The organism is Leifsonia sp. 71-9 (genome assembly GCF_001898805.1).
Classification (GTDB): Bacteria; Actinomycetota; Actinomycetes; order Actinomycetales; family Microbacteriaceae; genus Leifsonia.
The window spans coordinates 256,555-277,450 of the sequence record NZ_MKVJ01000001.1; the positions used below are offsets into that span (position 1 = coordinate 256,555).

23 protein-coding genes and 1 tRNA gene are annotated in these 20,896 nt (G+C 72.0%); 17 read left to right on the top strand and 7 right to left on the bottom strand.

Translation table 11 applies throughout. The annotated features are described in order from the left end of the window. Window positions 1-28: 28 nt before the first annotated feature. Window positions 29-304 carry a DUF4031 domain-containing protein gene (locus BGO91_RS01290; RefSeq protein ID WP_290471064.1) on the bottom strand — a complete coding sequence of 92 codons (276 nt, stop codon included), beginning with the start codon at window positions 302-304 and terminating at the stop codon, window positions 29-31. 263 nt (window positions 305-567) lie between these two features. Here BGO91_RS01290 and rplU point away from each other — a divergent pair, with 263 nt between their 5' ends. The 11 genes from rplU (at window position 568) to BGO91_RS01345 (ending at window position 8,185) form a co-directional block, all read left to right on the top strand. Next, a complete protein-coding gene (rplU, locus tag BGO91_RS01295; protein ID WP_025155948.1) occupies window positions 568-876 on the top strand; it encodes a 50S ribosomal protein L21 in 309 nt (102 codons plus the stop codon). A gap of 30 nt (window positions 877-906) precedes the next feature. Next, the gene (gene rpmA / locus BGO91_RS01300) at window positions 907-1,164 is read left to right on the top strand and encodes a 50S ribosomal protein L27 (RefSeq protein WP_021757229.1); all 258 of its coding nucleotides are present in this window, start codon (window positions 907-909) and stop codon (window positions 1,162-1,164) included. 82 nt (window positions 1,165-1,246) lie between these two features. Then, window positions 1,247-2,803, top strand: a complete 1,557-nt coding sequence (obgE, locus tag BGO91_RS01305; protein WP_290471065.1) for a GTPase ObgE — start codon at window positions 1,247-1,249, stop codon at window positions 2,801-2,803. Then, entirely contained in the window at window positions 2,800-3,642 is an 843-nt protein-coding gene (gene proB, locus BGO91_RS01310) for a glutamate 5-kinase (RefSeq protein ID WP_290471066.1), read from the top strand. Before obgE ends, proB begins: the two co-directional genes overlap by 4 nt. Window positions 3,643-3,651: 9 nt before the next feature. After that, a complete protein-coding gene (locus BGO91_RS01315) occupies window positions 3,652-4,920 on the top strand; it encodes a glutamate-5-semialdehyde dehydrogenase (RefSeq protein ID WP_290471067.1) in 1,269 nt (422 codons plus the stop codon). A 54-nt stretch (window positions 4,921-4,974) separates the two neighbouring features. Then, the gene (locus BGO91_RS01320; protein WP_290471068.1) at window positions 4,975-5,211 is read left to right on the top strand and encodes a hypothetical protein; all 237 of its coding nucleotides are present in this window, start codon (window positions 4,975-4,977) and stop codon (window positions 5,209-5,211) included. 11 nt (window positions 5,212-5,222) lie between these two features. After that, a complete protein-coding gene (gene nadD / locus BGO91_RS01325; protein WP_290471069.1) occupies window positions 5,223-5,828 on the top strand; it encodes a nicotinate-nucleotide adenylyltransferase in 606 nt (201 codons plus the stop codon). Next, the gene (locus BGO91_RS01330; protein WP_290471070.1) at window positions 5,825-7,168 is read left to right on the top strand and encodes a hypothetical protein; all 1,344 of its coding nucleotides are present in this window, start codon (window positions 5,825-5,827) and stop codon (window positions 7,166-7,168) included. The genes nadD and BGO91_RS01330 overlap by 4 nt, the downstream gene beginning before the upstream one ends. A 55-nt stretch (window positions 7,169-7,223) precedes the next feature. Next, entirely contained in the window at window positions 7,224-7,601 is a 378-nt protein-coding gene (rsfS, locus tag BGO91_RS01335; protein WP_290471071.1) for a ribosome silencing factor, read from the top strand. Window positions 7,602-7,675: 74 nt separating this feature from the next. Further along, window positions 7,676-7,996: a zf-TFIIB domain-containing protein gene (locus BGO91_RS01340; protein WP_290471072.1), complete on the top strand. Its 321-nt coding sequence runs from the start codon at window positions 7,676-7,678 to the stop codon at window positions 7,994-7,996. Window positions 7,997-8,112: 116 nt separating this feature from the next. After that, window positions 8,113-8,185 (top strand) — tRNA-Ala (locus BGO91_RS01345). A 64-nt stretch (window positions 8,186-8,249) separates the two neighbouring features. Here the strand turns inward: BGO91_RS01345 and BGO91_RS01350 are convergent. Continuing rightward, window positions 8,250-8,819 carry a hypothetical protein gene (locus tag BGO91_RS01350; protein ID WP_290471073.1) on the bottom strand — a complete coding sequence of 190 codons (570 nt, stop codon included), beginning with the start codon at window positions 8,817-8,819 and terminating at the stop codon, window positions 8,250-8,252. Window positions 8,820-9,084: 265 nt separating this feature from the next. Here BGO91_RS01350 and BGO91_RS01355 point away from each other — a divergent pair, with 265 nt between their 5' ends. The 6 genes from BGO91_RS01355 to BGO91_RS01380 are packed head-to-tail and all read left to right on the top strand — an operon-like array spanning window position 9,085 to window position 16,412. Continuing rightward, the gene (locus BGO91_RS01355) at window positions 9,085-10,044 is read left to right on the top strand and encodes an ABC transporter permease (protein WP_290471074.1); all 960 of its coding nucleotides are present in this window, start codon (window positions 9,085-9,087) and stop codon (window positions 10,042-10,044) included. Next, window positions 10,041-10,964, top strand: a complete 924-nt coding sequence (locus BGO91_RS01360) for an ABC transporter permease (protein ID WP_290471075.1) — start codon at window positions 10,041-10,043, stop codon at window positions 10,962-10,964. The genes BGO91_RS01355 and BGO91_RS01360 overlap by 4 nt, the downstream gene beginning before the upstream one ends. Next, window positions 10,961-12,634 (top strand): ABC transporter ATP-binding protein, encoded by a 1,674-nt coding sequence (locus BGO91_RS01365; RefSeq protein WP_290471076.1) that lies wholly within the window; start codon window positions 10,961-10,963, stop codon window positions 12,632-12,634. The genes BGO91_RS01360 and BGO91_RS01365 overlap by 4 nt, the downstream gene beginning before the upstream one ends. After that, window positions 12,631-14,271, top strand: a complete 1,641-nt coding sequence (locus tag BGO91_RS01370; RefSeq protein ID WP_290471077.1) for an ABC transporter substrate-binding protein — start codon at window positions 12,631-12,633, stop codon at window positions 14,269-14,271. Before BGO91_RS01365 ends, BGO91_RS01370 begins: the two co-directional genes overlap by 4 nt. 15 nt (window positions 14,272-14,286) lie before the next feature. Continuing rightward, the gene (locus BGO91_RS01375; RefSeq protein ID WP_290471078.1) at window positions 14,287-15,411 is read left to right on the top strand and encodes an LLM class flavin-dependent oxidoreductase; all 1,125 of its coding nucleotides are present in this window, start codon (window positions 14,287-14,289) and stop codon (window positions 15,409-15,411) included. Beyond that, window positions 15,381-16,412: an LLM class flavin-dependent oxidoreductase gene (locus BGO91_RS01380; protein WP_290471079.1), complete on the top strand. Its 1,032-nt coding sequence runs from the start codon at window positions 15,381-15,383 to the stop codon at window positions 16,410-16,412. Before BGO91_RS01375 ends, BGO91_RS01380 begins: the two co-directional genes overlap by 31 nt. Here the strand turns inward: BGO91_RS01380 and BGO91_RS01385 are convergent. The 5 genes from BGO91_RS01385 to BGO91_RS01405 all read right to left on the bottom strand — a co-directional run. After that, window positions 16,394-17,350, bottom strand: coding sequence for an alpha-L-glutamate ligase (locus BGO91_RS01385; RefSeq protein ID WP_290471080.1), 957 nt, complete (start codon window positions 17,348-17,350; stop codon window positions 16,394-16,396). The genes BGO91_RS01380 and BGO91_RS01385 overlap by 19 nt on opposite strands. Further along, window positions 17,347-18,681 (bottom strand): M20 family metallopeptidase, encoded by a 1,335-nt coding sequence (locus tag BGO91_RS01390; RefSeq protein WP_290471081.1) that lies wholly within the window; start codon window positions 18,679-18,681, stop codon window positions 17,347-17,349. The genes BGO91_RS01385 and BGO91_RS01390 overlap by 4 nt, the downstream gene beginning before the upstream one ends. After that, on the bottom strand, window positions 18,678-19,094 hold the full coding sequence (locus BGO91_RS01395) for an SRPBCC domain-containing protein (protein WP_290471082.1): 417 nt from the start codon (window positions 19,092-19,094) through the stop codon (window positions 18,678-18,680). The genes BGO91_RS01390 and BGO91_RS01395 overlap by 4 nt, the downstream gene beginning before the upstream one ends. After that, on the bottom strand, window positions 19,087-20,190 hold the full coding sequence (locus BGO91_RS01400; protein ID WP_290471083.1) for an LLM class flavin-dependent oxidoreductase: 1,104 nt from the start codon (window positions 20,188-20,190) through the stop codon (window positions 19,087-19,089). The genes BGO91_RS01395 and BGO91_RS01400 overlap by 8 nt, the downstream gene beginning before the upstream one ends. Continuing rightward, window positions 20,187-20,896: LLM class flavin-dependent oxidoreductase (locus BGO91_RS01405; protein WP_290471084.1), on the bottom strand; the 710-nt coding region annotated here is incomplete at its 5' end. The genes BGO91_RS01400 and BGO91_RS01405, both read right to left, overlap by 4 nt.

The window sequence follows — 20,896 nt, forward strand, 5'->3', positions numbered from 1 at the left end:
ACCGCGTGCGGGAGGTGCTGACCGAGTGTCAGTGCCTCCGCACGCGGTCTCGTGCTTTCACGCGCAGTCCGCTGGCGATCAGGCGTCTGACGAGCTCCGTGCCGGGCACCGCGAGCGCTCCGGCGGCCACCAGCTCGTCGTGACGGCGGTCGGGGACGTCGTAGTGGTCCTGGTCGAACGCACGTCGAGGGACGTCGTTCGCCGCCGCGAAGGCGTGGAGCTCGTCCAGGGACGCGTCGCTGACCAGATGCGACCACAACATGCCGTGGGCGGGCCATGCCGGGGGATCGATCAAGACCGTCATACAATGATTGTAGGAACGGCGCCATCGACGGCGCCGCACGGTCCTGGAGCCCCCGCGTTGAATTGACGTGACGTGCGGCCTCAGGTAAAGTTGACCGCTGGTGTGTGTTGGGCGTCGCCCGCTTCGCCATCATGGTTTTCTGAGAGCCGCTCCCGGTCCCCGGGGCGTCGGACTCGCCAGTGACTTCCGAGAACAGTAAGTAGGACCAGGTCCGGGCCGTCAGGCCGCCGGGAACTGTTCCCCGACGAAAAAGGTACGTGAAAGTGGTTTACGCAGTTGTGCGCGCCGGTGGCCGGCAGGAGAAGGTCGAGATCGGGACCATCGTCACGATGGACCGCATCAAGGCCGACAAGGACGGCAACGTCGAGCTGGCTGCGGTGCTGCTTGTCGACGGTGACAAGATCACGTCCGACGCCAAGTCGCTCGCCAAGGTGAAGGTCACCGCCGAGGTCCTCGGCGACCTCCGCGGCCCCAAGATCGTGATCCAGAAGTTCAAGAACAAGACCGGTTACAAGAAGCGTCAGGGCCACCGCCAGGAGCTCACGCGCGTCAAGATCACCGGCATCAAGTAGTCGACCCGGACCTCCCGAGGAGAAGAAGACATGGCACACAAAAAGGGAGCGAGCTCCACTCGCAACGGCCGCGACTCGAACGCGCAGCGCCTCGGCGTCAAGCGCTTCGGCGGCCAGACCGTCAACGCCGGTGAGATCCTGGTCCGCCAGCGCGGCACCCACTTCCACCCCGGCGTGAACGTCGGCCGTGGCGGCGACGACACGCTGTTCGCTCTGGCGGCGGGCGCGGTCGAGTTCGGCAACAAGGGCGGCCGCAAGGTCGTCAACATCGTGGCAGTCGGGGCCTAGCCTCCACCACCAGCACCACTTTCCGGATGGGCGGGCTTCGGCCCGCCCATCCGCGGTTTAGGACACAAGTAGGGAGCACCACATGGCGACGTTCGTTGATCGCGTGACGTTGCATCTGCGCGCCGGCAACGGCGGCAATGGGTGCGTCTCGGTCCGTCGGGAGAAGTTCAAGCCGCTGGCCGGCCCGGACGGCGGCAACGGCGGCAACGGCGGGGACATCGTCCTCGTCGCCGACCCGCAGGTCACCACCCTGCTCGGCTTCCACCGCGCACCGCACCGATCGAGCGACAGCGGCGGGTTCGGGATGGGCGACCACCGCAGCGGTCACACCGGCGAAGACCTCGAGCTGGCCGTGCCGGTCGGCACCGTCGTCAAGTCGGAGGACGGCGAGGAGATCGCCGACCTGACCGAGCCCGGCATGCGCGTCGTCGCGGCCGCGGGCGGCATCGGCGGCCTCGGCAACGCGGCTCTCTCGAACCAGAAGCGCAAGGCCCCCGGCTTCGCGCTCCTCGGCACTCCGGGCTGGGAGGGCGACGTCCTCCTCGAGCTCAAGACCGTCGCCGACGTGGCCCTCGTCGGCTATCCGTCGGCCGGCAAGTCGAGCCTGATCGCGGCCCTCTCGGCCGCCAAGCCCAAGATCGCCGACTACCCGTTCACCACGCTCCACCCGAACCTCGGCGTCGTCCAGGCGGGCGACGTCCGTTACACGGTCGCCGACGTCCCCGGCCTGATCGAGGGGGCGAGCGAGGGCAAGGGCCTCGGCCTGGAGTTCCTGCGTCACGTCGAGCGCTGCTCGGCGCTGCTGCACGTGCTCGACTGCGCCACGCTCGAGCCCGGCCGGGACCCGCTGAGCGACCTCGACGTGATCCTCGGCGAGCTGGCCGCCTACCCGGTGCCGGAGGGGCAGCTCCCGCTGCTGGAGCGCCCGCAGCTGATCGCGCTGAACAAGATCGACGTGCCGGAGGCCCGCGACCTGGCCGAACTGGTGCGCCCGGACCTCGAGGCCCGCGGCTACCGCGTGTTCGAGATCTCGACGGTGAGCCACGAGGGCCTGCGGCAGCTGTCCTTCGCCCTCGGCGAGCTCGTCGAGACGGCGCGGGCGGAGCAGGTCGCCCTCGAGGAGGCGCGCCCGCGGATCGTCATCCGGCTGAAGGCCGTGGACGATTCCGGGTACGTGGTCAAGGTCGAGGGCGGCAGCGACGGCCCGGTCTACCGCATCCTGGGCGCCAAGCCCGAGCGGTGGGTCGCGCAGACCGACTTCACCAACGAGGAGGCCATCGGCTACCTCGCCGACCGGCTCGCGAAGCTCGGCGTCGAGGACTCGCTCTTCAAGGCGGGCGCCGTGGGCGGCTCGACCGTCGTCATCGGCCGGAACAACGGCGTGGTGTTCGACTGGGAGCCCACGCTCACCTCCACGGCCGAGCTCATGACCGCGCCCCGCGGCACGGACGCCCGACTGGACGCCAACAACCGCCCGACGCGCAACCAGCGCCGCGAGGAGTACTTCGAGCGGATGGATGCGAAGGCGGAGGCCCGCGCGGAGCTCATCCGCGAGCGCGAGTCCGGGCTGTGGCAGGACGACGACTACAACGACGGCGTCGACGGAGGCGCCGGCAGCGAGGAGACGGGCAAGGAATGACCATCGACGACCGCAGCGGGATCCCTGCAGCCAGGCGCATCGTCGTCAAGGTCGGCTCGTCCTCCATCAGCGGGGACAACGCCGGGCAGATCCAGCCGCTGGTCGACGCGCTGGCCGAGGCCCACGGGCGCGGCACGCAGGTCATCCTCGTCTCCTCGGGAGCGATCGCGACGGGCATCCCGTACCTGTCGCTGCAGGAGCGCCCCACCGACCTCGCCACACAGCAGGCGGCGGCAGCCGTGGGGCAGAACGTCCTCATCAACCGCTACCAGGACAGCCTCGACCGGTACGGCATCGTCGCCGGGCAGGTTCTCCTGACCGCGGGGGACATGGAGACGCCGACGCACCGCAGCAACGCCAAGCGGGCGATGGAGCGGTTGCTCGACCTGCGCATCCTGCCCGTCGTCAACGAGAACGACACCGTCGCGACGCACGAGATCCGCTTCGGCGACAACGACCGGCTCGCCGCCCTGGTGGCGCTGCTGGTGGAGGCGGACCTCCTGGTGCTCCTCTCGGATGTCGACGCGCTCTACACGAAGCCCCCGCAGGAGCCGGGGGCCGAGCGGATCGACCGGGTCGCGTACGACGACGAGCTCGCCGGCGTCGAGATCGGCGCCACCGGCCTCTCGGGCGTCGGCACCGGGGGAGCGCTCACCAAGGTGTCCGCTGCGCGGCAGGCCGCCGAGCGCGGGACGGCCGTCGTGCTCACGGCCACGTCGCTCGTCACCGAGGCCCTGCGCGGCGACGCCGTCGGCACGTGGTTCGCCCCCGCGCCCGACGGCGTCCCCAGCGTCACCGGAGCGCTCTCCGCCATCACCCCGGGTGCCGCCGCGTCCTAGACTGGGAGCATGTCTCAGTCCACCGTCGCGCCCGCCGCGCTCGTCGACAAGCTGGCCGCGGCCAAGCACGCCTCGATCGCCCTCGCGACCGCGACCACGCTGCAGAAGAACGCCGCGCTGACCGCCATCGCGGAGGGTGTCGTCGCCTCGGCCGACGAGATCCTCGCGGCGAACGAGCTCGACCTGGCGAACGGCCGCGAGAACGGTCTGACGAGCGGCCTCCTGGACCGGCTCACGCTGTCCACCGCACGCCTGCAGGGCCTCGCGGACGCCGTGCTGGAGGTCGTGGGCCTCACCGATCCCGTCGGCCAGTCCGTGCGCGGGAGCACCCTGCCGAACGGCGTCGCCATCTCGCAGGTGCGGGTGCCCTTCGGTGTCGTCGGCGCCATCTACGAGGCCCGGCCCAACGTGACGATCGACATCGCCGCCCTCGCGATCAAGAGCGGCAACGCCGCGGTGCTGCGCGGCGGCAGCGCGGCCATCGAGACGAACCGCGTGCTGGTCTCGGTCATCCAGGCGGCGCTCGCGACCGCCGGGCTCCCCGCCGACGCCGTGCAGACCATCGACGAGTTCGGCCGCGCCGGCGCCGGTGAGCTGATGCGCGCCCGCGGATACGTCGACGTGCTCATCCCGCGGGGGAGCGCCGACCTCATCCGCACGGTCGTCACCGAGTCCACCGTCCCCGTCATCGAGACGGGCGCCGGTGTGGTGCACATCGTGCTCGACGAGAGCGCCAGGGAGGACTGGGCGGTCGACATCGTCCGCAACGCCAAGGTGCAGCGGCCGAGCGTGTGCAACGCGGTCGAGACGCTGCTCGTGCACCGGGCCGCCGCCGAGCGGCTCCTGCCGGCCGTTCTCGGCGCTCTCGCGGAGTCGGGCGTCACCGTGCACGCCGACGAGCGCGCCTTGCCGTACGCGACGGACGGCGTGCCCGTGACCGAGGAGGACTGGGCGACCGAGCACATGAGCCTCGACATCTCCGTCAAGGTCGTCGACGATCTCGACGAGGCGATCGACCACATCCGCCGGTACTCGACGCAGCACACCGAGTCGATCATCACGAACGACCTGGCGAACGCCGAGCGCTTCCTCGCGCAGGTCGACTCCGCGGTCGTGATGGTCAACGCCTCCACCCGGTTCACCGACGGGGGCGAGTTCGGTTTCGGCGCCGAGGTGGGCATCTCGACGCAGAAGCTGCACGCACGCGGCCCGATGGGCCTCCCCGAGCTGACGAGCACCAAATGGATCGTGCGCGGGTCCGGGCAGATCCGCGGCTGAGCGCCCGCTAGACTGGTCGGCGGGCCAGCGCCCACCGGAAAGGAAGAACCCGAGATGTCATTTCTGACGACCGTCCTCGCTGAAGCCGAGACCCACGTCGACCTGCCGATGCCGACCTGGGCGTACGGGGCCATCGCCCTCGCCATCTTCGCGGTGCTCGCGATCGTGGTCTTCAGCTACAAGGACGTCGCCAACCGGCACAGCCACAAGGCCGCGGCCGACGCCGCGTCGCACGCGGGTGCCCCCGGCGCCACGCACCACGGCAGCGGACACCCGAACCAGGGGCACTGACCCTTCCGGGCATGGAGCTCACGGAGGAGAGCCGGCGACCGCGCATCGGTGTGATGGGCGGCACGTTCGACCCGATCCACCACGGCCACCTGGTCGCGGCCAGTGAGGTCGCGCAGTCGTTCGACCTCGACGAGGTCGTCTTCGTCCCGACGGGGCAGCCCTGGCAGAAGGGCGCCGTCACGGAGGCGGAGCACCGCTACCTGATGACGGTCATCGCGACCGCCTCGAACCCGCGGTTCACCGTCAGCCGGGTGGACGTCGACCGGGCCGGTCCGACCTATACGATCGACACCCTGCGCGACCTGCGCGCGCAGCGGCCCGACGCCGATCTCATCTTCATCACCGGTGCCGACGCCATCGCGCAGATCGTCAGCTGGCGGAACGTCGACGAGCTCTGGGAGCTCGCGCACTTCGTGGCTGTGAGTCGCCCGGGACATGACTTGAGTATTTCTGGATTGCCGTCGGGAGACGTAAGCTTGTTGGAAGTCCCGGCCCTGGCGATCTCGTCGACCGACTGTCGGAGCCGGGTGAGCAGGGGATTCCCGGTCTGGTACCTCGTGCCGGACGGTGTCGTCCAGTACATCTCGAAACACCACTTGTATCGGAGTGTTGCATGACTTCGTGGCCTGAGCAGCCTGCGGATGGCCAGCCGCCCCTGACGCGGCGACAGGCACGTGAGAGCGAGCGCACGGCAGCGCGCCAAGAGTCGCGCCGTGCCGGCACGGCGGAGCCGACCCCGGGCGGCGAGATCCCCGTGCTGACCAACCAGGGGAACTCGGCGACCACGCCGGCTCCTGCGGCTCCCGTCCCCGCGACCCCCGCCTCCGAGCCTCCCGCGATCCCTGCGTCGGCCTTCGCCGATCCAGGCGTGGTCTCGCCGTCGCGCCCGCAGTCGGCGAGCGGCGACGACTTCGACGCGCTCCTCTTCGCCGAGCCCGGTGCGCCGGCCACCGCCGACAAGAACGAGCCCGCGCCGTCCGCGCTCTTCCACGAGGTCTCCGACCCGTCGAAGCCCGAGGCCGTCACCCAGCCCGTCTCGGTCGTCCCGCCCACCGGTGCGGCTCCGGCCGGTTCCCCCGAGCGCACGCTGACCCGCCGCGAGATGCGCGCGATGATGCAGGCGCAGGAGGCCAACCAGCAGGCCAACCACACCCCGCACCTCGCCGAGCCCGTCGTCCCCATCGCGTTCAACGCGCCCGACGCCCCCGCAGCGCAGGAGCCGTCGACAGACGATCGCGCCGAGCAGGCGACCGGCGACGACGCGAAGACGGCCTGGCCGTTCGCGCCGCTCACGCCCTCAACCCCGTCCGGTTCCGCCGAGGACGCGCCGTTCGTCCCGACCCCGGCCGCACCGCCGGTGCAGACGTCTGCCCCGACCTCGCCGTTCACGGCGTTCGGGCTCGCGCCCTCCTCGGCCGCGACCCCGAAGGCCGCCGAGCCCGTCGAGGCCGATGACGCGTCCGCGCAGGAGCGCCGCCCGTTCACCCCGCCGACCGGCCACTGGTCGACCGCGGCCGAGGTGGAGGACACGAGCGAGCCGATCATCTCGCGCAACGTCGGGCAGTCCACCGCGGCGACGACCACCAACGCGCTCATCCTGCCGTCCATCCCTCGCCCGGATGCGACCGCCCCTCTCAGCAGCACGGGGGAGATCCTCGTGACCGGCTCCATCGACCTGCCGCGCGGCGTCGGGTCGACCGGGCTCAACCCGGAGCACCTCGACTCCTCCGACATCGACAACCTGCTCGACGGAGAAGAGAACGAGTTCAACACCTCGGAGGTCGCCCCTGTGCGCGCCTCCCGGGCGATCAGCACCCACACGTCCACGCGCGGCGTCATCACGCCGCCGAAGAAGCGCGGCAACGCCCTGCCGACCGTGCTCATCATCACCGCGGGCGTGCTCGCGGTGGGCGTCATCGGCCTGCTCGTCGCCGCTTACTGGCTGAAGGTGTTCTGATCCTCCGCTCCGCCACCTCGACACCAGACATCGTCACCGCACCGGAGGCACGACCGTGACCGCATCCCCGCACGCCCTCGAGATCCTGCAGATCGCGGCGACCGCCGCCGACTCCAAGGGCGGTGAGGACCTCGTCGCCCTCGACGTCTCGGGCCCGCTGCCCCTGACCGACGCGTTCCTGCTCGTCAGCGGTCGGGTCGAGCGCAACGTCATGGCGATCGCCGGCGAGGTGGAGGACCAGCTCAACGAGGCGGGCGTGCGCACGCTGCGCCGCGAGGGCCGCTCCGAGGGCCGCTGGGTGCTCCTCGACTTCGGCGACCTGGTCGTGCACGTCTTCCACGAGGAGGACCGCATGTACTACTCCCTCGAGCGTCTCTGGAAGGACTGCCCCGTCCTCCCGATCGAGCTCCCCGTCCACGACGCCGCCCAGTAGCCCGCTGCCGCCGTCACGGCGGTTTCCCGGTTGCACATGAGAGTTCTCTCATGTTGGCCTTGTTGACTGTGGCCATGAAGTGTCCCACCGACAACGCGACCCTGGTCATGAGCGAGCGCAACGGCATCGAGATCGACTACTGCCCGGAGTGCCGCGGTGTGTGGCTCGACCGCGGCGAACTCGACAAGATCATCGACCGCGCGGGGGCGGTGACGCCCGCTGCCGCGCCGACGCCGCCGGCTCCGCACTACCAGGAGCCGGCGTACCGCGAGCCCGCGTACCCGCAGCAGCAGGGGTATCCGCAGCAGGGCTACCAGCAGCCCGGCTACGCCCCGCAGGGCCAGCGGCCGTACAAGAAGAAGCGCGAGAACTGGCTCAGCGAGCTCTTCGACTGACGCGTCACTGCACGACGCGCCCGGGGGAGTATCAGGATTTTTTCCTGGGCGCGTCCGTGTAGTACGCTGGATGAGTTGTCGCGGGGAACCGGGGCGGCGAATCTCAAACTGAACATGGGTCTGTGGCGCAGCTGGTAGCGCACCTGCATGGCATGCAGGGGGTCAGGGGTTCGAGTCCCCTCAGATCCACCCACGAAGCCCGACTTCCGCGTGAATACGCCGAAGTCGGGTTTTTTCGTGCGCTCGCAGGCCGTCAGCGCGCGGAGCGCGGCGGCGGGACGTCGGATGTGCCGTCGGTGCCGGTGCCGATGCCGGTGCCGGTGCCGGTGTCGATGCGGGGCTCCGCGTGCCGAGCGGCACTCTCGCGGTTCTCGCTCACAGGCGTCTCCGCCGGGCGAGCGTCGACCGGGCGCGCCGCGTCGGTGCGGGCGGCTTCAGTGCGGGGCGCGTCGGTGCGCTGCTCGTCGATGCGGTTGCCGTTGCGGTCGGTGCGGACGTCCGGGTCGAGCGCGTCGGCCTTGGCCAGCTTCTCGTCGATGGACGAGCGGGCTTCGGCGGCCTCCGTGGCGTGCGCCTCGGCGGAGCGTCGGCGCTGCTCGGCTTCGACCTCCGCCTGCTTGGCGTCCGCGGTCGCCTGGGCGGCCTTGGCCTCACGTTCACGGGCGGCCAGGTCGTCGTCGCGCGCATCGGCCCGCAGCTCCTGCGCGCGCTGGCGGTCGTGCTCCTGCTTGCGGCGACGCCCGGCGGTGAGGGCGACCACGATGATCGCGATGACGATCACCACGATGACGACGATCAGAATGATCCATCCGGTTGTGTTCATGCCGGGTCACGGTACGCCTCCCACGCGGCGGGGGTAGTGCCGAGCGGGCGCCGACATTCGTGCCAAATGTCGTGAAAGCGCTGCTCAAAGTCGACATTCGTGCCGAATGTGGCGCGCGCGTAGCCCCAGAAGCGCGCGGAACGCGAGGGGAGAGGTAACGGCGCGTAAGAACGGACACAGTCGGTAATCCGATGGCGCACGAGGCGCGGGTTCCTGGGGGAATGGGCTCCACCACCTCCACCGCTTCCCCGTGAAAGGAGCCGACATGGGCAGGTACATCCTGCGGCGTCTCGCACAGGCCGCCCTGGTGCTCGCCGTCGCGTACGCCGCGAGCTACCTCGTGCTCTGGGCGCTGCCCGGCGACGCGCTCGCGAGCCTCACCGGCGGCCAGTCCAGCGATCTGACCGCCGACCAGGTCGCGGCGATCCGCTCGGAGTGGGGCCTCGACCAGCCGGTGCTCGTTCGGCTGCTGACATCGGCCGCCCACGCGCTCACCGGCGACTTCGGGAGGTCGTTCGTCTCGGGCCGCCCGGTCTCCGCCCTTATCGCAGAAAGCCTCCCGGCGACGGCGCAGATCGCGGGCCTCGGCTTCGTCTTCGCCCTCCTCCTCGGCACCGGGATCGCGCTGGCGGCCACCCGCACCCGGGCGCGCTGGCTGCGCGGGCTGCTCCTCGGCCTGCCGCCGCTGGGCGTGGCGATCCCGTCGTTCTGGCTCGGACTGCTGCTGATCCAGTTCTTCTCGTTCCAGCTCGCCCTGTTCCCAGCGACCGGCAACGGCCCGGGCAGCGCGGTGCTCCCAGCGATCACGCTCGCCATTCCGACCAGCGCGCTGATCGCGCAGCTGCTCGCCCAGGGCCTCGACCGCGAGCTCGCCCAGCCCTACGCCGACACGGCACGGGCGAAGGGAGCCTCCACCACCCGCGTGCAGCTCGGCCACGCCTTCCGCAACGCCGCGCTGCCGGCGCTCACGATCGCGGGGCTGGTGGTCGGCAACCTGCTGGCCGGATCCGTGGTGACGGAGACGGTCTTCGGCCGGACGGGCCTCGGCAGGACCACCGCCGACGCGGTGGCGGCGCAGGACATCCCCGTGGTGCAGGGCGTCGTCGTCTTCGGAGCGCTGGTGTTCGTGGTCGTCAACCTGATCGTGGACCTGGTGTACCCGCTCCTGGACCCGCGGATCGTGACGGCCCGCGCCCGCGTCCGCATCCCGGCGGTGACCGCATGACCGAGACGCTCGCCCTCGACCGCGCGTCGGCCTCCGGCACTGCCGCGGCCACCGACGCCGACTCCGCCGCTCGCTCGCGCCGCGCGGCCCGTGGCGCCTCCACCGTCCGCGACCTGCTCGGCCGCCCCGGCCTCGTCGTGTCGGCGGTCTGGATCCTGGTCCTGCTCGTCGCGGCCGTCGCGCCGACCCTCTTCACCCCGGTGGACCCGCTGGAGACGACCGGCCCCGTGCGTCAGGCGCCCTCTTTCGCCCACCTGTTCGGGACCGACGCCATCGGCCGCGACCTCTTCTCGCGCGTCGTGCACGGGGCCGGGCTGTCGCTCGGCGCCGCCGCGATCGCGGTGGTCGTCGGGCTGCTCGCCGGCACCGTCATCGGGTTGGTCGCGGGCTACCGCGGCGGCTGGGTGGACGCGGTGCTCATGCGCTTCACCGACGTGCTGCTCGCCATCCCGGGCCTGCTCCTCTCGCTCGCCTTCGTCGTCGCCCTCGGCTTCGGAACGGTCAACGTCGCGATCGCGGTCGGTGTCACCTCGGTCGCGTCCAACGCCCGCGTGCTCCGCTCGGAGGTCCTGCGCGTGCGGTCGAGCGTCTACGTGGAGGCCGCGGTCGCCGGCGGCGCCGGACGGCTGCGGGTGCTGCTGCGGCATGTGCTCCCGAACTCGATCTCCCCGCTGCTCGCACTGGTCGCGCTCGACTTCTCCAGCGCCATCCTCGCGATCTCGGCCCTCAGCTTCCTCGGCTACGGCGCCCAGCCGCCGACGCCGGAATGGGGAGCCCTCGTCGCGAACGGCCGTGACTTCCTCGCGACCGCGTGGTGGATGACGACCATCCCCGGCCTGGTGATCGCCCTCACGGTGCTCGCCGGCAACCGGATCTCGCGCGGGCTGTCGAACCTCGGCACGGCGGGAGGGGCACGATGACCGACGAGGAGCGCACGGAACTGCTGCGGGTCGACGACCTGCGCATCGGATACCGCACGCGAGGAGGTCTCGTCGAGGCGGTGCGGGGCATCGGCTTCAGCGTCGCGGCCGGGGAGCGCGTCGCGGTCGTCGGCGAGTCGGGCTCGGGCAAGTCGACGACGGCTGCGGCCATCGTGCGACTGCTGGCTCCGAACGCGGCGGTCGGCGGGACGATCCGCTTCGACGGAGAGGACCTCTCCGGCCTGCGCGGGGCGGCTTTCCGGTCGCTGCTCGGCCGGCGGATCGGCTACGTGCCCCAGGACCCGACCGTCTCCCTCAACCCGGTGAAGACGATCGGGCAGCAGGTGGCGGAGGTGCTGACCATCCACAAGCTGGCCGACCGGCGCACCGCACTGCTGGACGCGGTGGAGGCGCTGGAGCGTGCGGGCATCGACCGCCCCGAACTGCGCGCGCGGCAGTACCCGCACCAGCTCTCGGGCGGCCAGCGGCAGCGGGTCCTGATCGCGATCGCCCTGGCCGCGCGCCCGGCGCTCGTGATCGCGGACGAGCCGACCAGCGCCCTCGACGTGACCGTGCAGCGCCGCATCCTGGACCAGCTCGATGCGCTGACCGAGGAGGTCGGCGCCTCGACGCTGCTCATCACGCACGATCTCGGGATCGCCGCGGAGCGCGCGGACCGGATCCTCGTGCTGTCGGAGGGCGCGCTGGTCGAGGAGGGGACGCCCGACGCGGTCCTCGGCGACCCGCAGCACCCCTACACCCGGTCGCTCATCGCGGCGGCGCCGAGCCTCAACACGACCGGCGGCACCTTCCTCACCCGCGCTCGGGAGCGGCACGCGGTCGCGCCGACCGACACCGCGCCGGCTCCGGAGGCCCTGCTGCGGGCCGACGGACTGGTCAAGGAGTTCGGCGGGGTGCGCGCGGTCGACGACGTCAGCGTCGCGATCGAGCGCAGGCGCACCCTCGCGCTCGTGGGGGAGTCCGGCTCGGGCAAGACCACGACCTCCCGGCTGATCCTGCGGCTCGAGCAGCCGACCGCCGGACGGATCGTGTTCGACGGGGAGGACGTCACCGCGCTCGCGGGCGGACGGCTCCGGCAGCTGCGCCGCCGCATCCAGGTCGTCTATCAGAACCCCTACGCCTCCCTGAACCCGCGGCTGTCGATCGGCGACGTGATCGCCGAGCCGCTGCGCTCGCTCCGGGTCGGCGACCGCCGCTCCTCGGCCGAACGCGCTCGCGTGCTGCTGGACGAGGTGGGGCTTCCGGCGGGGGCCTTCGACCGCCGGCCGGCCGAGCTCTCGGGAGGCCAGCGCCAGAGGGTCGCGATCGCCCGCGCCCTCGCGCTGCGCCCCGAGCTGATCGTGCTGGACGAGGCGGTCTCGGCGCTCGACGTGCGCGTGCAGGCGCAGATCCTGCAGCTGCTCGCCGAGCTGCAGGCCGAGCACGGCGTCGCCTACCTCTTCATCAGTCACGACCTCGCCGTCGTGCGCCAGATCTCCGACGAGGTGGCCGTGCTCCGCGCCGGCCGCGTCGTCGAGGCCGGACCGGTCGCGACCGTGTTCGGCGACCCGCAGCACCCGTACACCCGCGACCTGCTGGAGGCCATCCCGGGTCGCGACTCCCACTCCCGCCTCCCCGACCCCCACCACAGCATCAGGAGAACAGCATGAGAACACCGACCTTCCGCCGGCTCGCCGCCGGCATCGCGACCGCGGCGGCCGCCGGCCTGCTGCTGTCGGCCTGCGCGGGCACGTCCGCCCCGGGGGCCTCGTCGTCCGCGGCCGCCACCCCCGTCGACGGCGGCGCCCTGACCTTCGCGCTCGGGAACGACCCGATCACGCTCAACCCGACCGCGACGGGCAGCGGCAACGACACTCTCTACGTCGAACGCCAGCTGTTCGACTCGCTGACCGAGCAGGACCCGAAGACGGGCAAGATCCTGCCCTGGCTCGCCACGAAGTGGGAGGCGAACGCCGACGCGACGCAGTTCACCTTCACGCTGCGGAAGGGGGTGACCTTCTCGGACGGCACCCCGCTGACGGCCGCGGTCGTCAAGGCCAACTTCGACGACATCGTGGCGAACGCGACGAAGGCGCTGAACGCGATCACCGCCCTCCCGAACTATGCGGGGACGACGGTGGTCGACGACTCCACCTTCACGGTGAGCTTCTCGAAGCCCAACGGCGCGTTCCCCCAGGCCGCGTCGTCGGTCGCGCTCGGCCTCCTCTCGCCGAAGTCGCTGGAGATCCCGTTCGACGACCGCGCCACCGGGGCGGGGCTCAGCGGCACCGGCCCGTTCGTGCTGAAGAGCTACACCAAGAACACGTCGGTGGTCCTGACCAAGCGCAGCGGTTACTCCTGGGCGCCCGAGGACTACGCCAACCGCGGAGCCGCGCACCTCGACACGGTGACGTTCACGATCGTCCCCGAGGCCGGCGTGCGCACCGGCAGCCTCAGCTCGAAGCAGGTCGACGCGATCGGCGGCGTGCTGCCGCAGGACATCGCGGGACTGCAGGCGCAGAAGACCCCGCTGGTGGTCCGGGCGAACCCGGGCATCGCGTTCGGGCTCTCGACCTACATCAAGGAGGGCTCCGCGCTGGCGGACGTCTCGGTGCGCAAGGCACTGCTCACCGCGCTCGACCGGAACCTGATCCAGCAGTCGGCCCTCACCCCGGAGTTCGCGGTCGCGACCAGCGTGCTCGCCGCCAACACCCCCGGCGCCGTCGACCTCAGCAAGAAGCTCGGCTTCGACAAGAAGGCCTCCGAGAAGCTGCTCGACGCGGCCGGTTGGAAGAAGGGCAGCGACGGCATCCGGGAGAAGGACGGCACGAAGCTCGACCTGAAGCTCGGCTACATCGCCAACTTCAACCCGAACCAGTCGATCATCGAACTCATCCAGCAGCAGCTGAAGGCGATCGGCATCCAGGTCGAGGTCTGGACGGGCACCGTGCCGCAGTACCTCGCCGAGGCGAGCGCCGGGCACTTCGACCTCGCCTACGGCAACCTGTCCCGGGCCGACGGCGACGTGCTCCGCACGCAGTTCTCCTCCGCGCTGCCGAGCAACGCGCCCAAGGGATACACGGACGCGGAGCTGCAGCAGGACCTCACGGACCAGCTCGCGACCGCCGACCAGACGAAGCGCGCCGCGATCGCCCAGAAGGCCAACGCCCGCATCGTCGACCTCGCGTACTACATCCCGGTCGTCGAGCTGACGACGGTGCTCGGGACCGCCACGGACGTGCACGGCATCGTGCTCGGGGCCGACTCGCGCCTCGGCTCGCTGGTCGACGCGTACAAGACCAAATAGCAGGAGGAGACCCCCGTGAAGTTCATCGGACTGGACCTGATCGCCAACCCGCCCGGGAACCCCGGCGAGGAGCCGCCGCTCGCGGCCGAGCGCTTCGGCGAGGTCGTCGACAACGCCGTGCTCTTCGAGCAGCTGGGCTTCGACGGGTTCGCCGTGGGGGAGCGGCACCACGCGCCGTTCCTGTCGAGCTCGCCGACCGTGCTGCTCGGCTACCTGGCGGCCGCGACGAGCCGCATCCGGCTCTTCACGGGGGTCACCCTGCTCTCGGTCCTCGACCCGGTGCGCGTCGCCGAGGACTATGCCACGCTCGACCACCTCTCCGGCGGCCGCCTGGAGCTGATCATCGGCAAGGGCAACGGGCCGGAGCAGGCGGAGCTGTTCGGGATCGGGCGTACGCAGGCGTGGGAGACGCTGCGCGAGAACTACCTGCTGCTGCGGCGGCTGTGGTCGTCGCGGTCGGTGACGTGGGAGCCCGCGCCGGGCGTCCCGAGCATCCGCACCTCGCCGCTGGTGGCGGCCGATGTGCAGCCGCGCCCGCTCCAGGAGCGCATCCGCATCTGGCACGGCTCTGCGACGTCGGAGGCGTCCGTCGAGCTCGCCGCCCGGCACGGCGACCCGATCTTCTCCGCCAACGCCATGAACCCGATCGAGCAGTACGCGGCGCTGGTGCGGCACTACCGCGCCGTGTGGGCGGAGACCGGCCGTGACCCCGCGCAGGCGACGGTGGGCGCCGGGCATGCGCTCTTCGTGGCTCGGACGTCCCAGGAGGCGAAGGCCGCCTACCGGCCGGTGTACGAGGAGTTCGTCGCCGCGGTCGCCAAAGCCGACCACTCCCTCCCGGGCACGCGCACCGACTACGCCGACTACGACGACTACCTCGCCCGCTCGTCCGCCCTCGTCGGCAGCCCGCAGGAGGTGATCGACAAGGTCGGCCGGTACCACGACGCCTTCGGGAACAGCGTGATCTCGGTCGGCGGCCATCCCGGCCACCTCGACCGCACGCAGTGGGTCGACTCGCTCGAGCTCTTCCAGGCGGAGGTCGCACCGACGCTCCGCGAACGCATCGGCGACCCGGCCTGGCCGGCCGCCACGACCCCGAAAGGCCGCGCATGGCAGCCCTCCGCAGCATCTCGTTCCTGACGCCGGGAAACTACGAGGACGACGATCCGGCCGGCGGTCTGGAGCAGACGCTCCGGCTGATCGCGTTCGGGGAGCAGGCCGGCTACGACGGCGCGTGGGTCCGCCAGCGCCACCTGGAGCACGGGATCTCGTCGGCGGCCGTCGTGCTGGGCGCGGCGTCGCAGCGCACGAGCACGATCGAGCTCGGCACGGCGGTCATCCCGATCGGCTACGAGAGCCCGTGGCGGCTGGGCGAGGATCTCGCGACGGCCGACGTGCTCTCCGGCGGCCGCCTGGCGGTCGGCGTGAGCGCCGGGACGCCCCCGCACGCGGAGCTGCTGGGCGAGCACGTGTTCGACGGCGACTGGCGGTCGTACGACCTCGGGCACGGGCGCATCGAGCGCCTGAAGCACCACCTCTCCGGCGCCTATCTCGGCGACGAGGAGACGGTGATCCACTCGCCCGGCAACGTGCAGCGTCCGCGCCTGCAGCCGTACAGCCCCGGGCTCGACAGCAGGCTCTGGTACGGCGGGGGGAGCTCGCGGTCGATCCGCTGGGCGGCCGGGCACGGCCTCCACCTGCTCACAGGCAACGTCATCTCCGGCGAGGGGACCGACGACTTCGTCACGGCCCAGGTGAACCTGATCCGGCTGCATCGCTCGCTCACCACGCGTCCGGACGACCTCCGCATCGCCCTGGGCCGCGTGATCCTGCCGACCGACAGCGCCGACCGCGCCTCCGCCGAGCGCTATCGTGCCTACAAGCGCGAGCGGGATGCCCGCGTCGGCGTCGCGCACGGCGACCGGCGTACCCTCTTCGCGCCCGACATCGTGGGCACGACGGACGAGATCGTCGAGACGCTCCTCGCCGACGCCGCACTGGCGGAGGTCGACGAGCTGCGGCTGGAGCTGCCGTACGAGTTCGCCGAGGCGGACTACGAGCAGGTGCTGCACGACGTGCTCAGCGCGGTCGCGCCCGCGCTGGGGCGGCGCCCGGCGGAGGCTCAGCCCACCGCCGCGTAGAGCGACGCGAGTTCGCGCCCGAGGAACCGGGCGATCTGCCGCGGCCCCGACGACGGGGCCGCGGCTTCGACGTCGGCGTTGTAGTTCGTGTTCGTGTTGACGTCGTAAGTGACGGCACGGCCGTCGACGGTCTCGATGAACTCGATGCCGGCGATCTCGATGCCCGTGCGCCGGGTGAAGGCGCGGTACTGCTCGACGAGGGGATGGTCGAATCCCTCGCGCAGGCTGAACAGCTGCTGCGGCAGCTCGGCGCCGGTGACCGGGTCGATCGCGCAGGCGTCCGCCGGGCACAGCTGGAAGCCGCCGAGCGCGGTGTCGGCCCGAACGGCGTAGACCAGCTCGCCATCGACCAGTTCGACCCGCGTGATGGCCGGCTCGGCCGCCACCAGCAGCTCCTGCAGCAGCACGATCCCGTCGACCGGGGTCTCGAACAGGCCGGCGGCGATCGTCTCCGCGAGTTCGTCGGCCGAGTCGAACCGCTGCACGCCGAGCCCCTTGCCGCCCTGGTTGTGCTTGGTGAGGAACGGCGCCGGGAAGGCGCGCGCGGCCTCCACCAGCCGATCGACGCCGATCACGGCGACGGTGCGCGGGGTGTCGATGCCGGCGGCACGCAGTGCGGTGAGCTGGTCGACCTTGCTGACCTCGAGGTCCAGCACACGGCGCCCGTTCACCGTGCGGCGACCGTGCGACTCCAGCCAGGAGAGCACGCTGCGGGCGTAGTCCTTCGAGAGGTTGTGCCCGCGCGTGTGCGACGACGCGCTGATCCGCGACCAGAACACGCCCTCCGGCGGCACCGCGTCGAGGTCGAGCGTGCCGTCGACCAGCAGCCATTCGACCAGTGGCACGCCCTCGTCCTCGAAGGCCTGCCGGAACGGCTCGAACCAGTCCGGGTTCTCGTGGAGTGCGTAGACCGCGGGGGCGGAGTGCGTGGTCGTCATGAGAAGTACCTTTCGAGGTCGAGCGGGCCGCCGGCGGCGGCGAAGTCCTGCGCGGCCGCGGCGCGGAGGGCGGGGTCGGTGAGGAAGTCGAGCGCGGTGAGGGCGAGCCCGTGCGCGGCGTCCACCGCTGCCCGGTCGCCGGCCTCTCCGCCAGCGTATGCCGCGAACTCGGCGGTGTGCAGCGCGACCTCCGGCGGCGCCACGGCGATGACCGGGTGGATGCCGGGGATGCGGACGCTCACGTTGCCGAAGTCGGTCGATGCCGCGAGCTCGGACGGCACGACGTCCCGTGTCAGGACCCGGCGGCCGCGGACCTCCTGATGCACGGCCCAGCGTTCGTTGAGCGGGCGGTTGAACCGGCTCGGGAGGGTGAAGGGCAGCGGATCCCACTCGAGCTCGACGCCCGTGCCGGTGGCGATCGCGATGCCTTCCGAGATCTCGGTCAGCCGGTCGCTCAGCTCCCGCAGCGTCGCGGCCTCGGGCGAGCGGAGGTAGTACTCGAGCGTCGCCACGGCGGGCACCACGCTCGGCCGGTCGCCGCTCGAGAGCACGCCGTGCACGCGATCGCCCGGTGGCAGGTGCTGCCGCAGCTGCGCGACCGCCTGATAGTGGAGGGTCGCCGCGTCGAGTGCGTTGCGCCCCATGAACGGTGTGGCGGAGGCGTGGGCGGGCACTCCGAGGTAGCGGACGCGCAGGATGCGGCGGCCGATGAAGGGATGGTCCGCCGCGTCGTAGCCGAACGGGTGAGCCATGATCGCCGCGTCGAGTCCGTCGAACGCGCCCTGGCGCGCCATCAGCTCCTTGCCGCTGCTGCCCTCCTCGGCGGGCGTGCCGAGCAGGACCACCCGGCCGTCGAGGCGATCGGCGACGGCAGCGACGCCGAGGAAGGCGCCGACCGCCGCGGCGGCGATGACGTTGTGGCCGCACCCGTGCCCGATGGTGGGCAGCGCATCGTATTCTGCCAGCACGGCGATCGCCGGACCTCCCGACGCGCGGCCGGCAGAGGCGAGCACGGTCGTCGGAAGTCCGAAGCGCCCGATCTCGGCCGTGTGCCCGTCACGCCGCACCTCGTCGGCGACCGCGGCGGCGGAGCGGTGCTCGTCGAACGCCTCCTCGGGATGCGCGAAGATGCGCCGCGAGAGCGCGACGATCCTGGCCTCCCGTGCCGTCACGGTCTCGACGACCGCGGTGCGCAGCTCGTCCGGCGCACCCGCGTGCGGGGAGGTGAGGGGAGCGGCGGCCCGTGCCCGCTCGGCGGTGCGCTCGCGCAGGGCATCGAGGTAGCTGGTGCTGGGCGTGGTCGGGCGGCGGAGGTCGCGGCCGCCCGTCACGCCGCGGGCTCCAGGAGGGCGCGGAGGCGGCCGAGACGCAGAGCGAGGTCGCGCTGCGCCGCGGGCGCCGCCTCCGCGCGCAGGTACCAGTGGATGGCGGACAGATGCGTCGCGCCGTCCTCGGGTGCGAGGGTCAACTCGAGCCGTGACCCGGGCGCGAACGCGGGCGGCGCGTCCGCCGGAGCCGGCTGCGCCGGGTCCCAGGCGATCAGGAGCCGGCGGCCGGGGACGACCTCCAGCACATGGCCGGTCGTCGTCACCCCGGCCTCGGTCGCCGCCACGCGGCCACCGGCGCGGGACTCGAATTGCACGCTGTCGCCGAGCCACCGGCTCAGCCTGGCCGGGTCCGTCAGCGCGGAGAACACCGCAGCGGGGGAGCGGTGCACGTCGATCGCCGCGCGCACCTCAGCCACGGCGTGCCCACTCCCGTGCGATCGCCTCGTGGCTGGCGGCCCGGGCCTCGGGGTCGTGCGTGATGGTCGTGAGCACGAGCTCGTCGGCGGCGGTCGCGTCGCGCAGCGTCTCCAGACGGTCGGCGACCTCGGCCGGCGTGCCGACGAAGCGGGTGCGGACGCGGTCGTCGACGAGCCGGCGGTCCTCGTCGGTCCAGGGGAGGCGGGCGGCCTCCTCCGGCGAGGGGTACGGGATGGCGCCCGCGCCGGTGCGGATGCTGCGCACCCAGGCGGCGTAGCCGGTCGCCAGCTCGTGGGCGCGGTCGGACGTCTCCGCGGCGACGACGTCGGCCGACACGATGACGTGCGGGCGGTCGAGCCGATCGGACGGGACGAAGCTGCCGCGATACTCCTCGACCGAGATCAGGACGCCGCTCGGGGCGCTGTGGTAGTTCGCGGCGAAGGGGAGTCCGAGCCGGCCGGCGAGACGCGCGGTGAGCGTCCCGCTGCCGAACAGCCGGAGTTCGGGACCGGAGCCGTCCACGCCCAGCGCCACGCGCTCGTCGCCGTCGCCGACGCCGGCTCCGAGGAGGGCGAGGATGGTCTCGACCTGGTCGGCGAACGCCGGTCCGCCCTCGCCACGGGTCAGCAGGGCGCCCAGCGTGCGGAACTTCGGCGCGGCGAAGACGCGCTCGAAGCGGAAGGGCTCGGGGATGAGGAGTCCGCCGGTGACGGTCTCCGGAGCGGTCTCGGGTGCGCTCGGGCCGCCGGTCGCGAGTCCGGAGCGGCCGATCCCGAGGTCGATCCGGCCGGGCAGCGCCGCATCGAGGAGCGCGAACTCCTCGGCGATCGTCGCCTCGGTGCTCTGGGGCCCGAGCTGGATGGCTCCCGAGCCGAGCCGGATGCGCTCGGAAACGCCTCCCGCCAGCGCGATGAGCGCCGCCGGTGAGGAGCCGATCACGCCGGGGTTGAAGTGGTGCTCGGCGAACCAGTAGCGCGCATACCCGGCGGCTTCTGCGCGGCGGACGAGTTCGAGCGTGGCCGTCACAGCGTCGCTCGGGCTGGAGCCGCTCGAGACCGGGACGAGGTCGAGGATGCCCAGCGGGATCGCGGTCACGATGCCACCTCCACCCGCGGGGCCGCACCCGTGCGTTCGTCGGGATCGCCGAGGCCCAGGTTCCCGCGCAGCGTCGGGTGCTCGTACTCGGTGCGCAGCACGCCGCGCTCCTGCAGGAGCGGGACGACGCGGTCGACGAACTCATCGATCCCGTGCGGGACCACCGATCCCGAGAGCACGTACCCGTCGGCCGCTCCGGTCTGGGCGGCGTCGTCGAGCTGGGCGGCGATCGAGTCGGGCGTGCCGATGAACTCGTGCCTGGTCGTCTGGCTGACGACGAGCTCCCGGATGCTCCAGCCGTGCTCCTGGGCGAGCGCGTGCCATTCGCGCGCGGCGGCCAGCGGGTCGTCGACGCGACGGGCCTGGCCCTGCGTGAGCTGCTCGCCCGCGGCTGCGGGTGGCGCGGGCACCGGCCCCTCGGGGTCATGCGCGGAGAGGTCTTCGCCCCACACCTGCTCCAGCAGGTGAATCGCCGTCTGCGGGGTCACCTGCTGGAAGGAGATCTCGCGGGCCCGCTCGGCCGCCTCCGCCTCCGTGTCGCCGAGCACCACGCTCACGGCCGGGATGACCAGAATGCTGTCGGGGTCGCGTCCGGCCGCCAGCGCCCGCGAGCGGACGTCGGAGCGGAAGGCGCGCCCGGCCTCCGGCTCGCCGTGGCGGCTGAAGATCACGTCGGCGGTGCGCACCGCGAAGTCGCGGCCGGCGG

Coding starts and splice junctions, on each gene's coding strand:
- BGO91_RS01290 (WP_290471064.1), bottom strand. CDS start 304: ATGACGGTCTTGATCGATCCCCCGGCATGGCCCGCCCACGGCATGTTG.
- rpmA (WP_021757229.1), top strand. CDS start 907: ATGGCACACAAAAAGGGAGCGAGCTCCACTCGCAACGGCCGCGACTCG.
- obgE (WP_290471065.1), top strand. CDS start 1,247: ATGGCGACGTTCGTTGATCGCGTGACGTTGCATCTGCGCGCCGGCAAC.
- proB (WP_290471066.1), top strand. CDS start 2,800: ATGACCATCGACGACCGCAGCGGGATCCCTGCAGCCAGGCGCATCGTC.
- BGO91_RS01315 (WP_290471067.1), top strand. CDS start 3,652: ATGTCTCAGTCCACCGTCGCGCCCGCCGCGCTCGTCGACAAGCTGGCC.
- BGO91_RS01320 (WP_290471068.1), top strand. CDS start 4,975: ATGTCATTTCTGACGACCGTCCTCGCTGAAGCCGAGACCCACGTCGAC.
- nadD (WP_290471069.1), top strand. CDS start 5,223: ATGGAGCTCACGGAGGAGAGCCGGCGACCGCGCATCGGTGTGATGGGC.
- BGO91_RS01330 (WP_290471070.1), top strand. CDS start 5,825: ATGACTTCGTGGCCTGAGCAGCCTGCGGATGGCCAGCCGCCCCTGACG.
- BGO91_RS01340 (WP_290471072.1), top strand. CDS start 7,676: ATGAAGTGTCCCACCGACAACGCGACCCTGGTCATGAGCGAGCGCAAC.
- BGO91_RS01350 (WP_290471073.1), bottom strand. CDS start 8,819: ATGAACACAACCGGATGGATCATTCTGATCGTCGTCATCGTGGTGATC.
- BGO91_RS01355 (WP_290471074.1), top strand. CDS start 9,085: ATGGGCAGGTACATCCTGCGGCGTCTCGCACAGGCCGCCCTGGTGCTC.
- BGO91_RS01360 (WP_290471075.1), top strand. CDS start 10,041: ATGACCGAGACGCTCGCCCTCGACCGCGCGTCGGCCTCCGGCACTGCC.
- BGO91_RS01365 (WP_290471076.1), top strand. CDS start 10,961: ATGACCGACGAGGAGCGCACGGAACTGCTGCGGGTCGACGACCTGCGC.
- BGO91_RS01370 (WP_290471077.1), top strand. CDS start 12,631: ATGAGAACACCGACCTTCCGCCGGCTCGCCGCCGGCATCGCGACCGCG.
- BGO91_RS01380 (WP_290471079.1), top strand. CDS start 15,381: ATGGCAGCCCTCCGCAGCATCTCGTTCCTGACGCCGGGAAACTACGAG.
- BGO91_RS01385 (WP_290471080.1), bottom strand. CDS start 17,350: ATGACGACCACGCACTCCGCCCCCGCGGTCTACGCACTCCACGAGAAC.